General features: G+C 61.0%; 13 protein-coding genes. 12 read left to right on the forward strand and 1 reads right to left on the reverse strand.

What is annotated here, in order from left to right; translation table 11 throughout:
* From HYH08_RS11850 to HYH08_RS11890, 9 genes are all read left to right on the forward strand, one after another.
* Positions 1–1,401: an amidase gene (locus tag HYH08_RS11850; protein WP_220009963.1), complete on the forward strand. Its 1,401-nt coding sequence runs from the start codon at positions 1–3 to the stop codon at positions 1,399–1,401.
* Positions 1,402–1,692: 291 nt separating this feature from the next.
* The gene (locus HYH08_RS11855; RefSeq protein WP_228747755.1) at positions 1,693–4,098 is read left to right on the forward strand and encodes a xanthine dehydrogenase family protein molybdopterin-binding subunit; all 2,406 of its coding nucleotides are present in this window, start codon (positions 1,693–1,695) and stop codon (positions 4,096–4,098) included.
* The gene (locus HYH08_RS11860) at positions 4,095–4,934 is read left to right on the forward strand and encodes an FAD binding domain-containing protein (RefSeq protein WP_220009964.1); all 840 of its coding nucleotides are present in this window, start codon (positions 4,095–4,097) and stop codon (positions 4,932–4,934) included. The genes HYH08_RS11855 and HYH08_RS11860 overlap by 4 nt, the downstream gene beginning before the upstream one ends.
* Positions 4,931–5,416 carry a (2Fe-2S)-binding protein gene (locus HYH08_RS11865; RefSeq protein ID WP_220009965.1) on the forward strand — a complete coding sequence of 162 codons (486 nt, stop codon included), beginning with the start codon at positions 4,931–4,933 and terminating at the stop codon, positions 5,414–5,416. The genes HYH08_RS11860 and HYH08_RS11865 overlap by 4 nt, the downstream gene beginning before the upstream one ends.
* A 13-nt stretch (positions 5,417–5,429) precedes the next feature.
* The gene (locus tag HYH08_RS11870; RefSeq protein WP_220009966.1) at positions 5,430–6,758 is read left to right on the forward strand and encodes an MFS transporter; all 1,329 of its coding nucleotides are present in this window, start codon (positions 5,430–5,432) and stop codon (positions 6,756–6,758) included.
* Between the two features lie 13 nt (positions 6,759–6,771).
* The gene (fahA, locus tag HYH08_RS11875; RefSeq protein ID WP_220009967.1) at positions 6,772–8,085 is read left to right on the forward strand and encodes a fumarylacetoacetase; all 1,314 of its coding nucleotides are present in this window, start codon (positions 6,772–6,774) and stop codon (positions 8,083–8,085) included.
* Position 8,086: 1 nt separating this feature from the next.
* Positions 8,087–8,875 (forward strand): cyclase family protein, encoded by a 789-nt coding sequence (locus tag HYH08_RS11880; RefSeq protein WP_220009968.1) that lies wholly within the window; start codon positions 8,087–8,089, stop codon positions 8,873–8,875.
* 153 nt (positions 8,876–9,028) lie between these two features.
* On the forward strand, positions 9,029–10,024 hold the full coding sequence (locus HYH08_RS11885; protein ID WP_220009969.1) for a Bug family tripartite tricarboxylate transporter substrate binding protein: 996 nt from the start codon (positions 9,029–9,031) through the stop codon (positions 10,022–10,024).
* Positions 10,025–10,040: 16 nt separating this feature from the next.
* Complete coding sequence (locus tag HYH08_RS11890) at positions 10,041–11,798, forward strand: FAD-dependent oxidoreductase (RefSeq protein WP_220009970.1); 1,758 nt, start codon at positions 10,041–10,043, stop codon at positions 11,796–11,798.
* Between the two features lie 8 nt (positions 11,799–11,806).
* On the opposite strand, the gene HYH08_RS11895 is transcribed toward HYH08_RS11890, so the two are convergent.
* Complete coding sequence (locus tag HYH08_RS11895; RefSeq protein WP_228747757.1) at positions 11,807–12,754, reverse strand: AraC family transcriptional regulator; 948 nt, start codon at positions 12,752–12,754, stop codon at positions 11,807–11,809.
* A gap of 64 nt (positions 12,755–12,818) precedes the next feature.
* On the opposite strand from HYH08_RS11895, the gene HYH08_RS11900 reads away from it, so the two are divergent.
* From HYH08_RS11900 to HYH08_RS11910, 3 genes are read left to right on the forward strand one after another with little or no spacing between them, the layout of a single operon-like run.
* Positions 12,819–13,805, forward strand: coding sequence for an amidohydrolase family protein (locus tag HYH08_RS11900; protein ID WP_220009971.1), 987 nt, complete (start codon positions 12,819–12,821; stop codon positions 13,803–13,805).
* A gap of 53 nt (positions 13,806–13,858) precedes the next feature.
* A complete protein-coding gene (locus tag HYH08_RS11905; RefSeq protein WP_220010136.1) occupies positions 13,859–15,361 on the forward strand; it encodes an amidase in 1,503 nt (500 codons plus the stop codon).
* On the forward strand, positions 15,309–16,721 hold the full coding sequence (locus HYH08_RS11910) for an MFS transporter (protein ID WP_220009972.1): 1,413 nt from the start codon (positions 15,309–15,311) through the stop codon (positions 16,719–16,721). The genes HYH08_RS11905 and HYH08_RS11910 overlap by 53 nt, the downstream gene beginning before the upstream one ends.
* Positions 16,722–16,732: the final 11 nt, after the last annotated feature.

A 16,732-nucleotide genomic window follows, 5' to 3' on the forward strand; every position in this document is an offset into this window, starting at 1 on the left:
ATGACCAGCCTGCCGGGCGATCTCTGGAAATGGGATGGTGTTGATCTGGCAAAGGGGATCAGGACCGGCCTCATCTCCAGCGTGGAGGCCGTAGACTCTTGCCTGCGGCGGATGTCCGAAGTGAATGGAAAGCTGAATGCCGTTGTGGTCGATCTTTCCGAACAGGCCCGTTCAGATGCCAAGGCAGCCGACGACGCCGTCCTTCGAGGTGAGGAGCTGGGTCCCCTGCACGGCGTTCCTATTACGATAAAGTTAAACGCTGACGTCGCAGGGCAGGCGACGAGCAATGGTGTTGTGGCCTTCAAGAACAACATTGCTGAAGCGGATGGGCCTCCTGCCAGAAACCTGCGTCGAGCCGGCGCCATCTTTATCGGGCGCACGAACGTACCTGAATTCAGCATGCGTGGAGATACCGTCAACGACCTCTTTGGTCGAACGCGTAATCCCTGGTCGGAGAAATGTACCGCTGGGGGCTCGAGTGGCGGCGCCGCCTCAAGCGTTGCCGCCGGTATTACTCCGATTGCGCACGGCACCGATCTGGGCGGGTCGATCGTACAGCCAGCATTTTGCAATGGCATAACCGGCTTAAGACCGAGCGCCGGCAGGGTCGCGGGATTTTCAGCGCCTCGTCCGGCGTCGGCCGATTTCATGGCTGCGCACGGCCCGCTCGCCCGCAGCGTCCGCGATGTGCGAATTGCGTTTGAGGCCCTGATCGGGCCCGACCCGCGTGATCCCTGGTGGACGCCTGCTCCCGTGAAAGGACCTGACCTTCAACGACCGCTCAAAGTCGCGATGTGCATCGATCCCGGGCACGGCGGTCTTCATGCCGACGTCGAAGAGGGTCTGCGAGAGGCGGCGGCTCGGTTGAGAAAAGCGGGGTACGTCGTCGACGAAGTGAACGAGCTGCCGAATTTCGCAGACGCCGTCCATGCTTGGCGGGTTCTACAGCGATCAGAAGGCCGGTTCTTCTTCTTACCAAACGTTCGAAAGTACGGCGGAGAGGACATCAAACGGATCGCTGAAGCCGGGGTGGGCCGTCAACCTGCGCCGGACCTCGAAGCCTACGTGATGGCTCTATCCAACCGAACGACGTATCAGCGCAATTGGGCAATGTTCATGCAGGAATATCCCCTTATCCTGTGCCCTGTCCTGACAACCCGCGTGCCGGAAACCGATTGGGATCTGAAGAATCCTGAGGAAAGGGCGGCTTCGCTTCCAACGACGCTGGCAGTGCCCCTCCTCGGACTTCCGGCATTGTCCGTGCCGATTTGGGCGCGGAGCGGACTACCGATCGGTGTTCAATTGGTGGCACAAAGGTTTCGAGAAGACATTCTGCTTGATGCTGGTGAAGTCGTTGAAGCGGGTGCGCCAAAGATGACCCCTTTGGATCCGCAGTTCTGAGACCGGAAAGCGAGTCGAGGCAGTCCTTGAGCCCATTGCGTCGCCGTCTGGCGGCCAGGTTCGAACCCGAAGTGGGGGAGATTTCGCGGGCGCTCTGCTGGACCTCTTTGAAGCCGGTTTGATGAGAGAGCCGGGCGATGGACCCAAATTCTCCTGGATCACCGCTGAAAGCGCGCAAATCCTCCCGTTGAGGTGCTGTGCTTCGGCAGGCTCAAGTCTGTTCTTGCCAAAGTTAAATTCGTGTTTTAAATATGCGTTTAACAAGAGCTTATCGGGCGAGGAAATCGAGGATTGCCACATTCGTTGGAAGGCAGCGCCAAGGGGCCGGTCTCGGGCGAGCGCGGGGGCTGGGTCGGGAAAAGCGTCAGGAAGAAGGACGCTCATCGCTTCGTGACAGGTGCGGCAGACTACGCGGCGGACCTCATTCGTCCAGGAACGCTGTACGTTTCCTTGCTAAGAAGCCCACATCCACATGCCTTGATCCGGGAAATCGATATCGCGCAGGCGTCGCGTGCCCCAGGTGTCGTCGCCGTCATGACCGGCGCAGGTATCCGCGCGCTGACGAGGTCGATGCCGACGCGGGTGCCGCGCGAGCGCTTTCCAGGCCCAACAGACGTCTGGTGCCTCGCCGTAGAGGAAGTGATCTATGTGGGGCAGCCCATGGTTGCGGTGGTTGCCGAGCGGCAGGCCGACGCCGAAGCCGCCAAAAGCCTGATCCGAATAGAATATGAGTTGCTGGACCCTGTTCTCGAGGCCCAAGCCGGCGCCGAGTCGATCTCGCCCACGGCGCGTCGCGAATGGAGCACCAACGTCGTGTTCCAGGACAAGATCAGGCAGGGTGACGTCGATGCTGCGATGAGCGGCGCGCACTGCGTCGTTTCCGGCTCCATGAGGTTCGGCTCAGGCACCTCTGCGCCGATGGAGTGCCGCTGCTACGTGGCCGACTGGAATGCCAGATCCGGCCGGCTCACCCTTGAGGGCACCATGCAGCAGCCGCATCCGACCCGGTGGCTGTTGTCGCAGGCGCTTGATCTGCCGGAGACGAGTATCCGTGTCGTTGCGCCATCGATGGGCGGCACATTCGGTCTCAAAATGGTTGGTCATCCCGAAGAGGTGATCGTGTCCGTTTTGAGCCGGCATCTGGAGCGGCCGGTCGCGTTTCTGGAGGGGCGGGATGAGTGCTTCCTGGCCAATGCGCGCGAGCAGCTTCACGAATTTCAGATCGGCGCGCAGGCGGACGGCAAGATCATCGCATTCCGCGACTTCGTGCGGGCCGATGTGGGAGCCATCGGGGCGGGCGGCGGCTGGCTGATGGCATTCGTGACGCCGACGGTCTTTCCGACCGTCTACGACATCCCGAACGTGGCGGTCGATTCTCAGGTCGTTACGACCAACAAGCCTCCGTGGCAAGGCGTACGCGGTTACGGGAAAGAAACCGCCAACGTCGTCATGGAACGTGCGGTCGAGCTCATCTCGGCGGAACTCGGGATGGACCCGCTCGAAGTCCGACGGCGCAATCTCGTACCAGGCAGCGGCTTTCCGCATCGGCTGCCGTCGGGTCTCAATGTCGACAGCGGCGACTACGAAGGCGCGCTCGATCAACTCGGCGGTCTCTTCGAGAGCGAGCGTTGGATGGCGAGGAAGGCAACTCCAAACGGCGGTCGCGGCATCGGCATAGGCTATGCTTTCGAGTTGACTCCGGAGGGAGCTTCCTTTCCTGGATCAATGCCATCAGGTTTCGAGACCTCGATGGTGACGCTTGATCCGACCGGAACGGTGAGGGTCGCAACCAGCGTCACGTCGCCCGGCAGCGGCAACGAAACGGGTATCGCACAATTGGTCGCCGATGTGTTCGGCCTGCATCCAGATCGGGTGACAGTCACGCAGGGCGACACCGACATCACCCCGTTCGGCGGCGGCAACACCAGCAGTCGAAGCCTGATGTTCGGAGGTGTGGCTTCCGTCCTGGCAGCTCGCGATTTGCGGGACCGGATCGCGATCTGCGCCGCGACCCTGCTGCAGGCCGATCCCGGCAAGATGGAATTCACCCGGGGCAAGATCGCTGTCTCAGGCGAGCCGGATCGTTCGCTGGCATTCGAGCAAGCGGTGGCGACGATCTACACGCAAGCCTATTCGACCGCGAAAGACGTGGAGTTGCCCTTGCAGGTTACGCGAACCTACCGATCGGGCAACGTCCGTCACACGCCTGATGAATGGGGGCGGATCAGCTCGTATCCGTCCTTTCCCTACGCTGTTCACGCCGCGGTTGTCGAAGTGGACACTCAGACAGGCTGCGTCAGCGTGCTGGACTACGCTGCCGTCCATGATTGCGGCGTTGTCGTCAATCCCGGGTTGGTGGAGGGGCAGTTCAAAGGCGCGGTCGCAATGGGCATTGGAGCAGCGCTGTGGGAGGAGCTTCTGCACGACATCGACGGCAGCACGCGCACGACCCGCCTGAAGTCGTATGTATTGCCACGCTCCACCGATCTTCCCAACTTCCGCATCGGGCATCGTTGTACGCCGAGTCCATTCAATCCCCTCGGTGTCAAGGGCGCCGGCGAATCCGGCTTTGGCGGCGCGATGGCGGCGATCGCGAATGCCATCGCCGACGCGCTGGGCGAACAGGGCCGCAAGCTCGCTCGCATCCCATGCAAACCGGAGGTGATCCTGGATCTGCTCGAAGGGGGACAGCCGTGATCCGGCACAATTTCGAGTACCGCGCGCCGCGCGAGATCGAAGAAGCGCTGCAGATCCTCGCAGGCGCCGGGGACGACTGCGCCGTCCTCGGTGGAGGAACCTGGCTTATTCCCAACATGACCTTCGCCGCTCATCAGCCCGGGATCGTGCTCGACCCGAAACACCTCGGCTTTGCGTCGATCTCGGAATGCGGCGGCGAGGTGGTGGTGGGAGCCCGCGCGACGTACGTGGACGCGATGCGCTCTCCGATCGCCGTCGCTCACCTTCCTCTGCTCGTATCGATGGCCCGAGGCATTACGGGCGGCATCTCGATCACCGGGCAGGGCACGATCGGCGGCTCCGCTTGCTATGGCAACCCTTCGTCGGACGTGCCTGCTTGCCTTGTCGCAATGCGCGCGCGACTTCGGCTGCGATCCATCGGCGGAACGAGAGATCTCGGGGCTTCGGACTACTTTCTCGGTAAGTTCGCCACGGCTCGCCGGTCGGACGAAATGCTGGTCGGCATCGTCTTCCCAAAGATGACCAGCGATGTGCGCTGGGGCTACTACAAACTCAAGTTCAGCACGGGGTCCTGGCCGATCGTAACCGCCGCGGCCATGGTCGTGAACGACTGCGTCCGCGTCGCGCTGGGCGCTGCGACGGCGGTCCCAATCCTGACGGAAATGGTGCTGCCGGCAGACGGTGGCGGCGAGCCCTTGGCGGAATTGGCCAAGTCGTGCGCCTCGATATCTGCCGACGAGGAGTTGGTCGACGAACTCGCGGGGCCCGGCTATCGGCGGCGGGTTGCGCATTCCATCGTGCTGCGTGCGCTCGAGCAATGCAGGGGCAGGGAATGACAGAGCATTTCCAAATCACTCTGAACGGGAAGCTTGTCGAGACGGACATCGATTCCCGCGCGCTGCTGATCGAGGTGGTGCGAGACTGCGGAGCAAAGGGTGCGCATATCGGCTGTCTCACGGGAGATTGCGGGGCCTGCAGCCTCGAAGTCGACGGTCGTCTTGCGAAGTCCTGTCTCGTGTTGGCGGTCTCTGCCGCAGGCAGAGAGGTCGTAACGATCGAGGGCAGTAGGGATGCAATTGCCCGCGAGCTTCAGTCGGCTTTCGTCGCATGCAACGGCTTCCAATGTGGCTACTGCACCTCCGGCATGATCATGGTCGCGATCGCTCTCCTCCGAGCGAATCCGTCCCCGACCGAAGCCGAGATCCGGAATGCCATCAGCGGCAATCTCTGCCGCTGCACGGGCTACGAAGACATCGTCAGAGCCATCGCCTCGGCCGCCGATGCGTTACGAGGCCGGACCTTCGAGAGAAACACATAAGAGGAGTAACGGGATGGAAACGAGTAGAGCTCAACATACGCCGGCGACGGCCGCGTTCTCCAGCCTGCTTGGCAGCTGCATCGAGTGGTATGATTTCTACATCTACGGCACGGCGACGGCGCTGGTCTTCAATACGATATTCTTCCCGAGCTTTGATCCGCTGGTTGGTACCTTGCTCGCATTCGGCACCTTCAGCGCGGGCGCCATCATGCGCCCGCTCGGCGGTATCATCTGCGGTCACTTCGGTGACAGGATCGGACGAAAGTCGATGCTGGTCTGGACCCTCATCCTCATGGGGGGTGCGACCGTTCTCATCGGCTTGGTTCCGAGCTACGCGCAGATCGGCATTCTCGCTCCAATCTGTCTCATGGTGCTGCGCTGCGTCCAGGGCCTCGCGTTCGGAGGCGAGTGGGCGGGCGCTGCGCTGATCGCCGTCGAGCACGCGCCGGAAAAGCGCGAGGGGATCTTCGGGTGCTTTCCGCAGATGGGCTCGCCGATCGCGTTGTTTCTGTCCACCGGGACATTCTCGCTATTGGCATTGATGCCGAAGGACGGGTTCATGTCCTGGGGCTGGCGCATTCCGTTCGTCGGCAGCGCCGTGCTGATCGTGATCGGGCTGATCTTCCGCCTCAAGCTCCTGGAGAGCCCCTCGTTCGTCGAGGCAGCCGCACGCGGACAGATCGTCACCGCACCGATCAAGGCCGTTCTCAGGAACGATTTGAAGCGTGTCCTGATCGGCGGCGGCGTCGTGCTGTGCACGACGGTCGCATTCTATGTGCAGGCGATCTTCGTCGTTTCCTACGCGACCCAGACCGTTGGCGCTCCACGGCAGGTCGTACTCAACGCTGTCTTGATAGGCTCGTTCTTCGAACTCCTGATGCTGCCGGCATTCGCCGTTCTTGCCGACCGCATAGGCCTCAAGCCGGTCGCCTTCTTCGGGGCGGCCTGGACAGCCCTGTTCAGCTTTCCGTTCTTCAAGTTCATCGACGCTGGCACGCCATTCAGCATCGGGCTCGGCATCACGCTTGCAATGGTCGGCATCAGTGCACTATTCGCGGTGCTCCCGGCCTATACGTCGCGACTGTTCGACACCCAGGTTCGCTTCACTGGAATCTCGCTGTCCTACGGCGTCGCTTCCGGACTGATCGGCGGCTTGACGCCATTATTGGCGTCCAGTTTGTTCATCTGGTCTCAATCATCGTGGCCGATCGCTCTCTATCTGGTTGGAATTGGCATCATCAGCATGGTCGCGATTCTCGCCAGTCCTGCACTCGGCAAGGAGGCGCCGGCCGTGGCGACCGTGGAGGCCGGGAGCTTGTCGAGCCAGGCTTCTCGAATCTAGCGGGAGGGTCGTCATGACGATCGAGCTTGATATCACTCACGATCCGGCGCGCAAGAGCTGGGTCGCGAGTGCGAATGACGGGAACACCGACTTCCCTCTGCAAAATCTTCCGTTCTGCGTGTTCGCGCGGGCAGGCGAGCCGCGACGGCCGGGGGTGGCGATTGGCGACCAATTGCTGGACCTCGACGTTTTGCTGAAATTCAAGGTCCTCGACGAGGCGCAAGCGGCGGCTATTGGCGCCTGCAAAGGAGCTCATCTTGGTCCGATCATGGCTTTGGCGGGTGCTTCGGCGACCGCGTTACGTCATCGCCTGTCCGAGATACTCGCTTCGGACCATGCGGCGGCGGTCCATGCCTCCGAGCTTCTCATCCCGCAGGTTGATGCGCGATACTATCTGCCGGCCGAGATCGGTGGCTTCACCGATTTTTTCACATCTCTCTTTCACACCGAGCGGGGAGGACGAGCGTCGCGTCCCGACAATCCGGTGCCGCTGAACTTCCGCTATATGCCGATTGCGTATAACAGCCGCGCCAGTTCGGTCCGGATCAGCGGCGAGAGTATCAGGCGCCCCCTGGGCCAGCGCAGGGGCCCCACCGGCGAGGTGCACTTCGGCCCCTGCGAGAACCTGGACTTCGAGCTCGAACTCGGCGCCTTTGTCGGAAAGGCAAATCAGCTCGGCGAGCCCGTGTCTATCGATGAGGCTGGCGGGCGAGTGTTCGGATATTGCCTGCTCAACGACTGGTCGGCTCGCGATATTCAACGCTGGGAGAGTGTTCCTCTTGGGCCCTTTCTTGCTAAGACGCTTTCGACATCGATCTCTCCGTTCGTCGTGACGTCAGATGCGCTGCGTCCATTTCGCGCCCCGGCCGCCAAGCGTCCGGACGGCGACCCCGCTCCACTGGACTATCTCTATTCCGAGTTCGACCAGCGCCATGGCGGCATCGATCTGAAGATGGAGGCCCTCATTCAGACCGAGGCCATGCGTGATGGGGGTTTCGAACCGCACCGCATATCGAGCGCCAACTTCAAGGATATGTACTGGACCGTCGCGCAGATGGTTGCCCACCATACCATCAACGGATGCAATCTACGGATCGGCGATTTGATCGGAAGCGGTACGGTTTCGGGGCCGACCGACGACAGCCGCGCCTGCCTTGCTGAAATCGTTGCGTCCGGAGATCGTGTCTCGCTGCCCAACGGCGAACACCGAACCTGGCTCGAGGACGGTGACACGATCGCATTTCGAGCGAAGGCCGAGAGAAAGGGATTCGTCTCGATCGGCTTTGGCGAATGTACCGGCCGGATCGTTCCGGCGATAAGGAAGTGAAATGGCACGTAAGTTGATCGATATCTCCGTCTCTCTGCAAGCCGGCATCGCAAGCGATCCACCGCGCGCCTTGCCGAAGATCACCTATCTCGACCATCACGCCACGGCGCCCGGTATCGCCGAATATTTTGGCATCGGCGTCGATCAGCTTCCGCAGGGCGAATACGCCGCGGTCGAACGTTGTGACATCAGCACGCATAATGGTACGCACCTCGATGCTCCCTATCATTATTTTTCGTCGATGAATCATGCTCTGAAGGAAGGCGGCGAGCCCAGCATGCGAATCGACGACGTGCCGCTGGATTGGTGCTTCCAGCCGGCCGTGAAGCTCGACTTCCGGAGATTCGAGGACGGTTACGTCGTGACGCCTGGTGACGTCGAGACAGAGCTGAAGCGGATCGGCCATCAGGTGCGCCCGCTGGAGATCGTGGTCATCAATACCCGGGCCGGCACCCGATACGGCGAAGACGACTATGTCGATGCCGGTTGCGGAATGGGAAAGGCGGCCACGATGTGGCTTTTGGAGCGCGGCGTACGTCTGGTCGGTACGGACGGTTGGAGCTGGGACGCACCCTTCTCGCACACCAAGCGCAAACTCGAACAAGGCGGCGGTGCCGAACTTATTTGGGAAGGGCACCGCGCCGGCCGCGAGATCGGATATTCGCACCTCGAGAAATTGCACAACCTTGAACTTCTGCCGTCGCACGGATTTCAAATCGTGTGCTTCCCAGTCAAGATCCATCGGGCTTCGGCCGGATGGACACGAGCAGTCGCTATCGTCGAGGACTGACAGAAGACTTGGCGCGGGAGCGCGCGACCTCGTGCGCGACCAGGTCAGCGAAAATCGGACGATCTCGAAAAAATCGCGGACGCTTTGTTGTAGAGCGCCTCGAAGCATATGGCTAATCTCCACTCAAATAAAAAGGTGAGGGAGGAGTGGGTCATGAGTGGCGGTGACCACGTCACGGGATTGTTTCGCCGCGAGTTTTTGTTCTCCGGCCTTGCTGCACTAACGATGGCGCCCGCCGGTCATGTATCGGCAGAGGTAGCGTGGCCGAAACGCGTGCTGCGATTCTTCGTCCCCTTTGCGGCGGGCGGCGGGATCGACACGGTCACAAGGGTCCTCGCTGACACGATCAGCAAGAGCATGGGCGCAAGAACTGTCGTCGAAAACAAGCCCGGCGCGATGGGCGGGCTTGCGGCGAGGGAGGTCATACGCTCGGCGGACGACCATACATTTCTGGTCGGCACAAGTGCGATCGCCGGCGCGGCTGCTCTCGAGGGGCAGACCGGGTACGATCCCGTCAATGATCTGATGCCGGTCACATTGATTGGCTCGACACCGCTGGTCATGGCGTTCGCGCCGGACATGGCTCCCACCAATGTCGCTGAGCTTGTGGAGCAGTCGCAACGCGAGCCGATACCCTATGCGTCGCCAGGGATCGGGACCGTATCTCATCTAAGCGCTGAACTTTTCCGACAGACAACAGGCGCAAAGCTTTCGCACGTTCCCTATCGGGGTTCGTCGCTTGCATTGCAGGATTTGCTGACGGGGCGCGTGCCTATGACGGTGGATCTGCCGAGCTTATTGCTGGAGCCGATCCGCAGCGGACAGCTGCGCGGCTTTGCGACGACCGGAAAAAATCGGCATCCGGCTCTGCCGGAGGTCCCGACGATGATCGAGCGAGGAATTACAAACGTCGTGTCCGAAAGCTGGATCGGCATCCTTGCGCCAAAGAACACACCCTCACAGTTCGTCGAGCAACTCAATGGACTGCTGTCGATATCCGTTCAGGACTCGCTGGTTTCATCACGAATGAAGGATCTTGGCTACGTGCCGAATGGAAGCGACGGCCGTGTTCTTGGTGAAACGCTTGCACAAGATATCCAGAAGTGGACGCAAGTGGTTCGAATTGGCGGCATTAAGCTGGACCTCTGATTGGGAGTGCGTGTTGATGGCAGCCGACAGCCAAGGAAAACAGACCGTGAGTCGCCACATTGGGTCCAGCAGCGACGGAGCGCTTATCGGGATAGACCGCCTCAACGACGAGCTGGATGTTATCGTGATCGGTTCGGGGGCTGCCGGGCTGACAGCGGCTGTTCGGGCAGCCTTCCTCGGATTAAAGGTCATCGTTCTGGAGAAAGCCGATGTCCTGGGAGGAACGACTGCCTGGTCTGCCGGCGCAGCTTGGCTTCCGGGAAGCCGTCATCTTGCGGACGAAGCCAACCCGGACGCCGCTTCGACATATCTCCGCAATCTATTAGGCAACGGATTTGACCCTCCGTTGATCGAGGCCATGCTTTCGACGGGACCGGAGGTGGTTGAATTTTTGGAGGCTCACACCGATGTTCGCTTCCGAGCATTTGGAGGGACTGACTATCGAACAGACGTCGATGGGGCATCCCTGACTGGACGGACTCTCGAGCCGGCTCCTTTCGACGACCGCGCCATGGGTGGGGCGCATCGCCTCGTTAGGGGGCCATTCCAGGGCTTTACGCTGTTCAACGGGATGCAGGTCGATCGTGCCGACATCAGCAACTTATCCCGTGCCATGACTTCATCTTGGGCTCTGCTCTTTTCGGCCTTGCGGCTGGCTCGTCATGCCTCTGACCTCGTTCGCTTTGGCCGATCTTCGCGTCGGGTGCGAGGAAATGCGCTAGTTGCGATGCTGATCAAGAGCGCTCTTGCCCTAGGGGTCGGACTGCACACAGGGGCCGCTTGCGCTGGTCTCATTCGTGAAAATGGAAAGGTCAGCGGCGTCAAAGTTCTCCAAGAAGGTGAGCAGATCCAACTTCGAGCCCGGCAAGCGGTCGTGCTTGCGACAGGAGGATTTTCGGCCAATTCGGATTGGAAGACACGGCATGCGCCTTACGCCGAACACCATCGAGGCATGCCTCCGACAACCAATTCCGCCGACGGCCTCCGAATGGCTTTGGAGATCGGTGCAAGAATGGCAAGCGGCAACAGCTCCGACTACTGCTTTGCCCCGGTATCCTCGACGAAGCTTTCTTCGGGCGGGGACGCCCTCTTTCCGCATTTCGCGCGAGATCGATGCCTGCCGGGCTGTATTGCAGTCGGGAAGTCGGGACGGCGGTTCGTCAATGAGGGATGCTCGTACCACGATTTCGTCTTGGCAATGCACAGTAGCGGTGCCGTTCCTGCCTACCTCATTTGCGATCACCAATTTCTTCGACGGTACGGTTTGGGAATGGTGCGACCGTTTCCTTTTCCGTACGGCCGTTACGTCAGAAATGGCTATCTCAAGCGTGCTAAAGGTATCCGGCAACTGGCATCGGCGCTGGAGATTGATCCCGAAGAGACGGAAAGGACGGTTCACCGAATGAACGAATATGCAGTCAGCGGGATCGACGTCGATTTCCGAAAGGGTGACGACGCGCACAGTCGCTCTCAAGGAGATGCCTTGCATCGGCCAAATCCAACGCTCGGGCCGATAGAGAAACCGCCATATTATGCCATCGAGATTGTCCCCGGCGACACCGGCACAACATGCGGTCTCGTCACGAATGCCGATGCCCAGGTTCTCGACAGCGATAACTTGCCCATCGACGGCCTGTATGCGTGCGGCATGGACATGAACAATCCGACGCTGGGTGTGCACCCGAGTAGCGGGTGCAATATCGGACCAGCACTCGTATTCGGATTCCGTGCCGCGAACAACATCAAAAAGAAGGCGCTGACTGCAGTCCGATGAGCTGCAGCTCAATTTTGGGTTGGACGCAGATGCGAAGGCGGGCAACCGACATGACGTGTGAAAGCGACGCTAAAACCGCTTGCCGACTGATAGCCGCAGGCGAACGCTGCCTCCGAAATCGATACCCCCTGGCTGATCATTTCTTTGGCCAGCGCCATCCGCCATTTGAGAAGGTATTGCATTGGCGGTAGGCCGACGACCTCGCAGAAGCGCTGCGCGAACACCGATCGGGATGCGCCGGCGGCCTTCGCCAACGTAGCGACCGACCAGTCCCGAGACGGATCCTGGTGTAGGGCTTCCAGGCATGCAGCGATCTGGGGATCGGCAAGCCCGGCCAGCAGACCGGGGTTCACGTTCGCCTGCTCCTCGCCCTGATAGCGCATGACCTCGATCAAAAGGATTTCCAGCAGACGTTCGATCACCAGGGCGGAGCCCGGTCGCCCCTCCCACGCCTCCGTGCCGATCATCTTCAGGAGCGACGCCACGCGTGTTGCGCCCGATGTGGCAAATCCGATCTCGACCACGGAGGGGAGTATGTCCTTCAACAGTCCCAAATGCGTGCGGTCGAACGAGAAGCGGCCGCCCAGCAGCTTGAATGTAGGAGCCGTGCTCGAAGGATCGGTGACGATCGACCGCGCCGACGGATAGGTCTGAGGGGGCTGAAACCTGATCGGTTTGGTCTCCTCGCTGTCCCCCATCATCCATTCTTCGGGTGCCGTCATCATCAGGAAGTCGCCGGTGACCATGGTGCGCGTCGGTCGGCCAGGAAGTTGAAGCCTGGCGCGTCCCTCGGTGACCAGAACGAAAATCGTGTCCTGGAGCGAGGGATAGTGAATGGCCCATGGGCCTCGCGTGTCGAGCTGCTTCCAGAGCAGCGCGCGGGGTTTGAGGAGCCGGACGACCTGGGTCAGGGGATCGGAAATAGGACGATCTCGAAAGAATTGCGGACGCCTCAATATAGAGCATCCTGAACGCCGTCGCTAGGGTCTCGCACCAGGATGACCCTAGAAGAGCAGGTCGATGAAAAGCGTTGCTGGCGACTTCGAGGCGCAATGGATCGACGTCCATGCGCATTTCATGATCCCGCAGACAGAAGAGGAGCTTAAGCGAAGTGCCATCGCGCGCTGCGAGCGATGCTTCCTGGCCCCCGAGCTTTACCAGTGGACGCCGGAGGCCGCGATCGCACACATGGACAGCAACGGCATCGCGATGCAGATGCTGAGCAACATCCCGAAGTCTCTCAAGGCCCTTCAACGGTCGAACGAGCACGGCGCGTCGATCGTGGCTCGCTATCCGTCCCGCTTCGGCCTTCTGCTTGCTCTTCCGACCGACAATCCGGATGCGTGCCTTGCGGAGATCGATCGCATGGAGAAGCTGAAGGCGGACGGTTTCGCCGTAACTTGCCGTTACAATGACGTGTACCTGAGCGACATCAGGCTCGAACCGCTTTGGGAGGAACTGGAGCGGCGGCAGGCGACGGTCTTCGTGCACCCCGACGCCTACGGCGAGCCGTCAATGGGGCGTCCGACGGCTCTGCTGGAAGTGGCGTTCGAAACCACGCGAACGGTGATCGACATGCTGTATGCCGGCATCTTCCGTCGTTATCCGAAAATCAAGTTCGTCATCGCGCATTGCGGCGCCGCCCTGCCGGCGCTGGCGGGACGTCTCTTGCTGCTTGGGACGGAAAGCTGGGTACCCAACCCGCAAGGCATCACCAAGGCCGAGATGAAGGCGCAATTGGCGTCGCTCTATCTCGACACCGCAGCGACGGGATCGGCTAACAGCCTGGCGCCCGCCCTTGCGATGACGACGGCCGACCACCTCGCCTACGGCTCTGACTGCGGCGTGCTGTGTTCGAGCGAGGCCACCATGCAGGAAAATATCCGGTCTCTGAGAGCCTTCCCGGGCTTGACGAAGCTGGAGATCGAAGAGATCGGCCGCGCCGGGCTGAAACTGTTTCCGTCGATTGCAGCGCGGCTTCAGCCGATCTGTGAGGCGGTGGAATAAGCCGAGCCTGCCGAAATTGATCCAATCCCCTTCTGATCCGGAACATGACCGACATGAGCCTGAAAGCTCCCAGCCACGAGGAATTCGAGCGCCTGGCAACCGAACTCGGCTTCTCGCTGCCCGCGGCGGAGCGCGACACGTTTCACAGCATGCTCTCCGGCAATCTCGAACTCATGAAGTTGTTCGATGACGAAGCCACGGACATCGTGCAGCCCTCGCGATACCCCCGATCGGCAGGCTACAGACCAGATCACGGCGAAGACCCGCACCATGCCTGGTACGTCAAATCGGAGATAAGGGGCGCAGCCGAAGGGCCGCTCTCTGGCCGTACCGTTGCGTTGAAGGACAATATCTGCCTGGCCGGCGTTCCCATGATGAATGGCTCGTCGACCCTCGAAGGCTATGTGCCCGATTGCGACGCCACGGTGGTGACCCGTGTCCTCGACGCTGGCGGCACCATTCTCGGAAAGGCCAATTGTGAATTCTTCTGTTTTTCGGCAGGCAGTCACACCAATGCGACCGGTCCGACCCATAACCCGCACCGGCGCGGCTATAGCGCCGGAGGCTCGTCATCGGGATGCGCTGCCGCGGTAGCTGCAGGCGAAGCCGACCTCGCAATCGGCTGCGACCAGGGTGGCTCGATCCGCGCACCCGCATCGTTCTGCGGCATCGTCGGCATGAAGCCGACGCACGGATTGGTGCCCTATACGGGCATCATGCCGATCGAGCCGACGCTCGATCACGCCGGCCCGATGACGCGGACCGTTGCCGACAATGCGCTGCTGCTGCAGACGCTTGCAGGTCCGGACGGTCTCGATCCGAGACAAGGTGCGGGCGAGCCGGGCGACTACCTTGGCGCCCTGTCTGCCGGCGTTGCCGGAATGAAGATTGCTCTCGTTCGGGAGGGGTTCGGCCTGCCTGTCTCGGAAGGCGACGTCGATGGCACCGTCCTTGTCGCGAGCGACACTTTCCGGCGGCTCGGCGCGATCGTCGAGGAGATCTCGATCCCGATGCATGGGGCCGGTCGGACGATCTGGCGGGCGATCGCCGGCGAGGGCGGCACGAATACCCTGATGAAGGGAAACGCGTTCGGCACCGGCTGGCGCGGGCTGTACGTGACGAGCCTGCTCCAGGCCCACTCGCATTGGCGCGAACGCGCCGACGAGCTGCCGCCGTCGCTGAAGTTGTCGATGCTGACGGGGCATTATCTTTCGAAACGCTACGGCGGACTCTACTACGCGCGAGCGCAAAATCTGAATCGTAGCTTGCGTGCAGCCTATGACGAGGTGCTCTCGATCTACGACATCCTGTTGATGCCGACGACACCGATGAAGGCTGGCCCGATGCCTGCGGCTGATGCGCCTCTTTCGGAATTGATCCGCCTGTCGGGGGTGCCGCTCGCCAACACCATGCAATTCAATTGCTCCGGCCATCCCGCCATGTCGATTCCGTGCGGCGAAAGCGATGGCTTGCCGATCGGCATGATGCTGGTCGGAAAGCACTTTGCAGAAGCATCGATTTATCGCGCAGCCGCGGCCTTCGAGGCCCGTCGCTAAGCGCTCCGGGCAAACAGTTCGAGGCATTTTGGAAGAGGGGGTTTTCACCATGGCGTCAACCAACATCGCGCGGCGGTCCGCCTTTGCCAGCCTGATCGGGACATGCATCGAGCTCTACGATTTTTACATCTATGCGACTGCGGCGGCGATCGCATTCAACACGCTGTTCTTTCCGACTTACGATCCGGTGGTGGGTACGCTGCTGTCGTTCGCGACCTTCGCCATCGGCGCCATCATGCGCCCCTTGGGCGGAATGGTCTGCGGCCATTTCGGCGATCGCATCGGGCGGAAGTCGATGCTCGTCTTCACGCTGATGACGATGGGCGTCTCGACCTTCTTGATCGGATTGCTGCCGACCTACGGCCAGGTCGGAATTATGGCCCCCATCATGCTGGTGATCCTTCGTACCGTTCAGGGATTTGCCTTTGGCGGGGAGTGGGGTGGCGCGGTGCTGATGTCCGTGGAGCATGCACCTGCTGCCCGAAAAGGTTTCTACGGCTCGTTCACGCAGATGGGCTCGCCCATCGCCTTGTTCCTGTCCACCGGGACCTTTTCGCTCCTGTCGACACTTCCTCAGGAAAGCTTCCTGAGCTGGGGTTGGCGGATCCCGTTTCTCGCCAGCGCGCTTCTCGTGATCGTCGGCATGATCATGCGAATCGGATTGGTCGAGTCGCCCGAATTCGCCGCTCTTGCCAAAAACAACGAGCTCGCGAAACAGCCGGTCACCGAGGTTTTCCGCCAAAATTGGCGGGCCATCCTGATCGGTACCGGGGTTGTCCTGAGCACTGTCGTGGCATTCTACGTGCAGACGCTGTTCGTCGTATCCTATGCGGTGCAATCGGTCGGAATTCCCAGGCAGACGGTGCTCAATGCAGTGCTGGTCGGATCGGCCTTTACGCTGGTCATCATTCCGATTTTTGCCCTGCTGTCGGATCGCTTCGGACGCAAGCCGATCGCTCTTTTCGGCGCCCTGATGACTGTCGGCGGCGCTTTTCCGTTCTTTGCCTTGGTCCGGCTCGGCACTTTCGAGGGCGTTACGGCGGCAGTTTGCATTGCCTTATTCGGGACGAGTGCGCTTTATGCCGTGCTGCCGGCCTACGTCTCGGAATTGTTCAAGCCGCGGGTGAGATATAGTGGAATATCGATCAGCTATAATTTCGCTTCCGGATTGATCGGAGGGTTCAGCCCGGCAATCAGCGCTGCCCTGTTCGCATGGGCCGGCGCAACGTGGCCGATCGCACTGTATTTAATGGGAATCGGCTGCATCAGCGCATTGTCGCTCTGGGGCGGTCGACGTTTCGTCGCACAAGCCACCGAAGACGAGCCCGATTTGGCGCTGGCGAGTCAGGTGCACCCATGAACCGGCGTGAG

The organism is Bradyrhizobium sp. BR 10289, assembly GCF_019455385.1.
Classification (GTDB): Bacteria; Pseudomonadota; Alphaproteobacteria; order Rhizobiales; family Xanthobacteraceae; genus Bradyrhizobium.

What these genes read in the sequence shown, in the direction of transcription:
- HYH08_RS11850 (WP_220009963.1), top strand. Translation starts at nt 1, where the DNA reads ATGACCAGCCTGCCGGGCGATCTCTGGAAATGGGATGGTGTTGATCTG.
- HYH08_RS11865 (WP_220009965.1), top strand. Translation starts at nt 4,931, where the DNA reads ATGACAGAGCATTTCCAAATCACTCTGAACGGGAAGCTTGTCGAGACG.
- HYH08_RS11870 (WP_220009966.1), top strand. Translation starts at nt 5,430, where the DNA reads ATGGAAACGAGTAGAGCTCAACATACGCCGGCGACGGCCGCGTTCTCC.
- fahA (WP_220009967.1), top strand. Translation starts at nt 6,772, where the DNA reads ATGACGATCGAGCTTGATATCACTCACGATCCGGCGCGCAAGAGCTGG.
- HYH08_RS11880 (WP_220009968.1), top strand. Translation starts at nt 8,087, where the DNA reads ATGGCACGTAAGTTGATCGATATCTCCGTCTCTCTGCAAGCCGGCATC.
- HYH08_RS11885 (WP_220009969.1), top strand. Translation starts at nt 9,029, where the DNA reads ATGAGTGGCGGTGACCACGTCACGGGATTGTTTCGCCGCGAGTTTTTG.
- HYH08_RS11890 (WP_220009970.1), top strand. Translation starts at nt 10,041, where the DNA reads ATGGCAGCCGACAGCCAAGGAAAACAGACCGTGAGTCGCCACATTGGG.
- HYH08_RS11900 (WP_220009971.1), top strand. Translation starts at nt 12,819, where the DNA reads ATGAAAAGCGTTGCTGGCGACTTCGAGGCGCAATGGATCGACGTCCAT.
- HYH08_RS11905 (WP_220010136.1), top strand. Translation starts at nt 13,859, where the DNA reads ATGAGCCTGAAAGCTCCCAGCCACGAGGAATTCGAGCGCCTGGCAACC.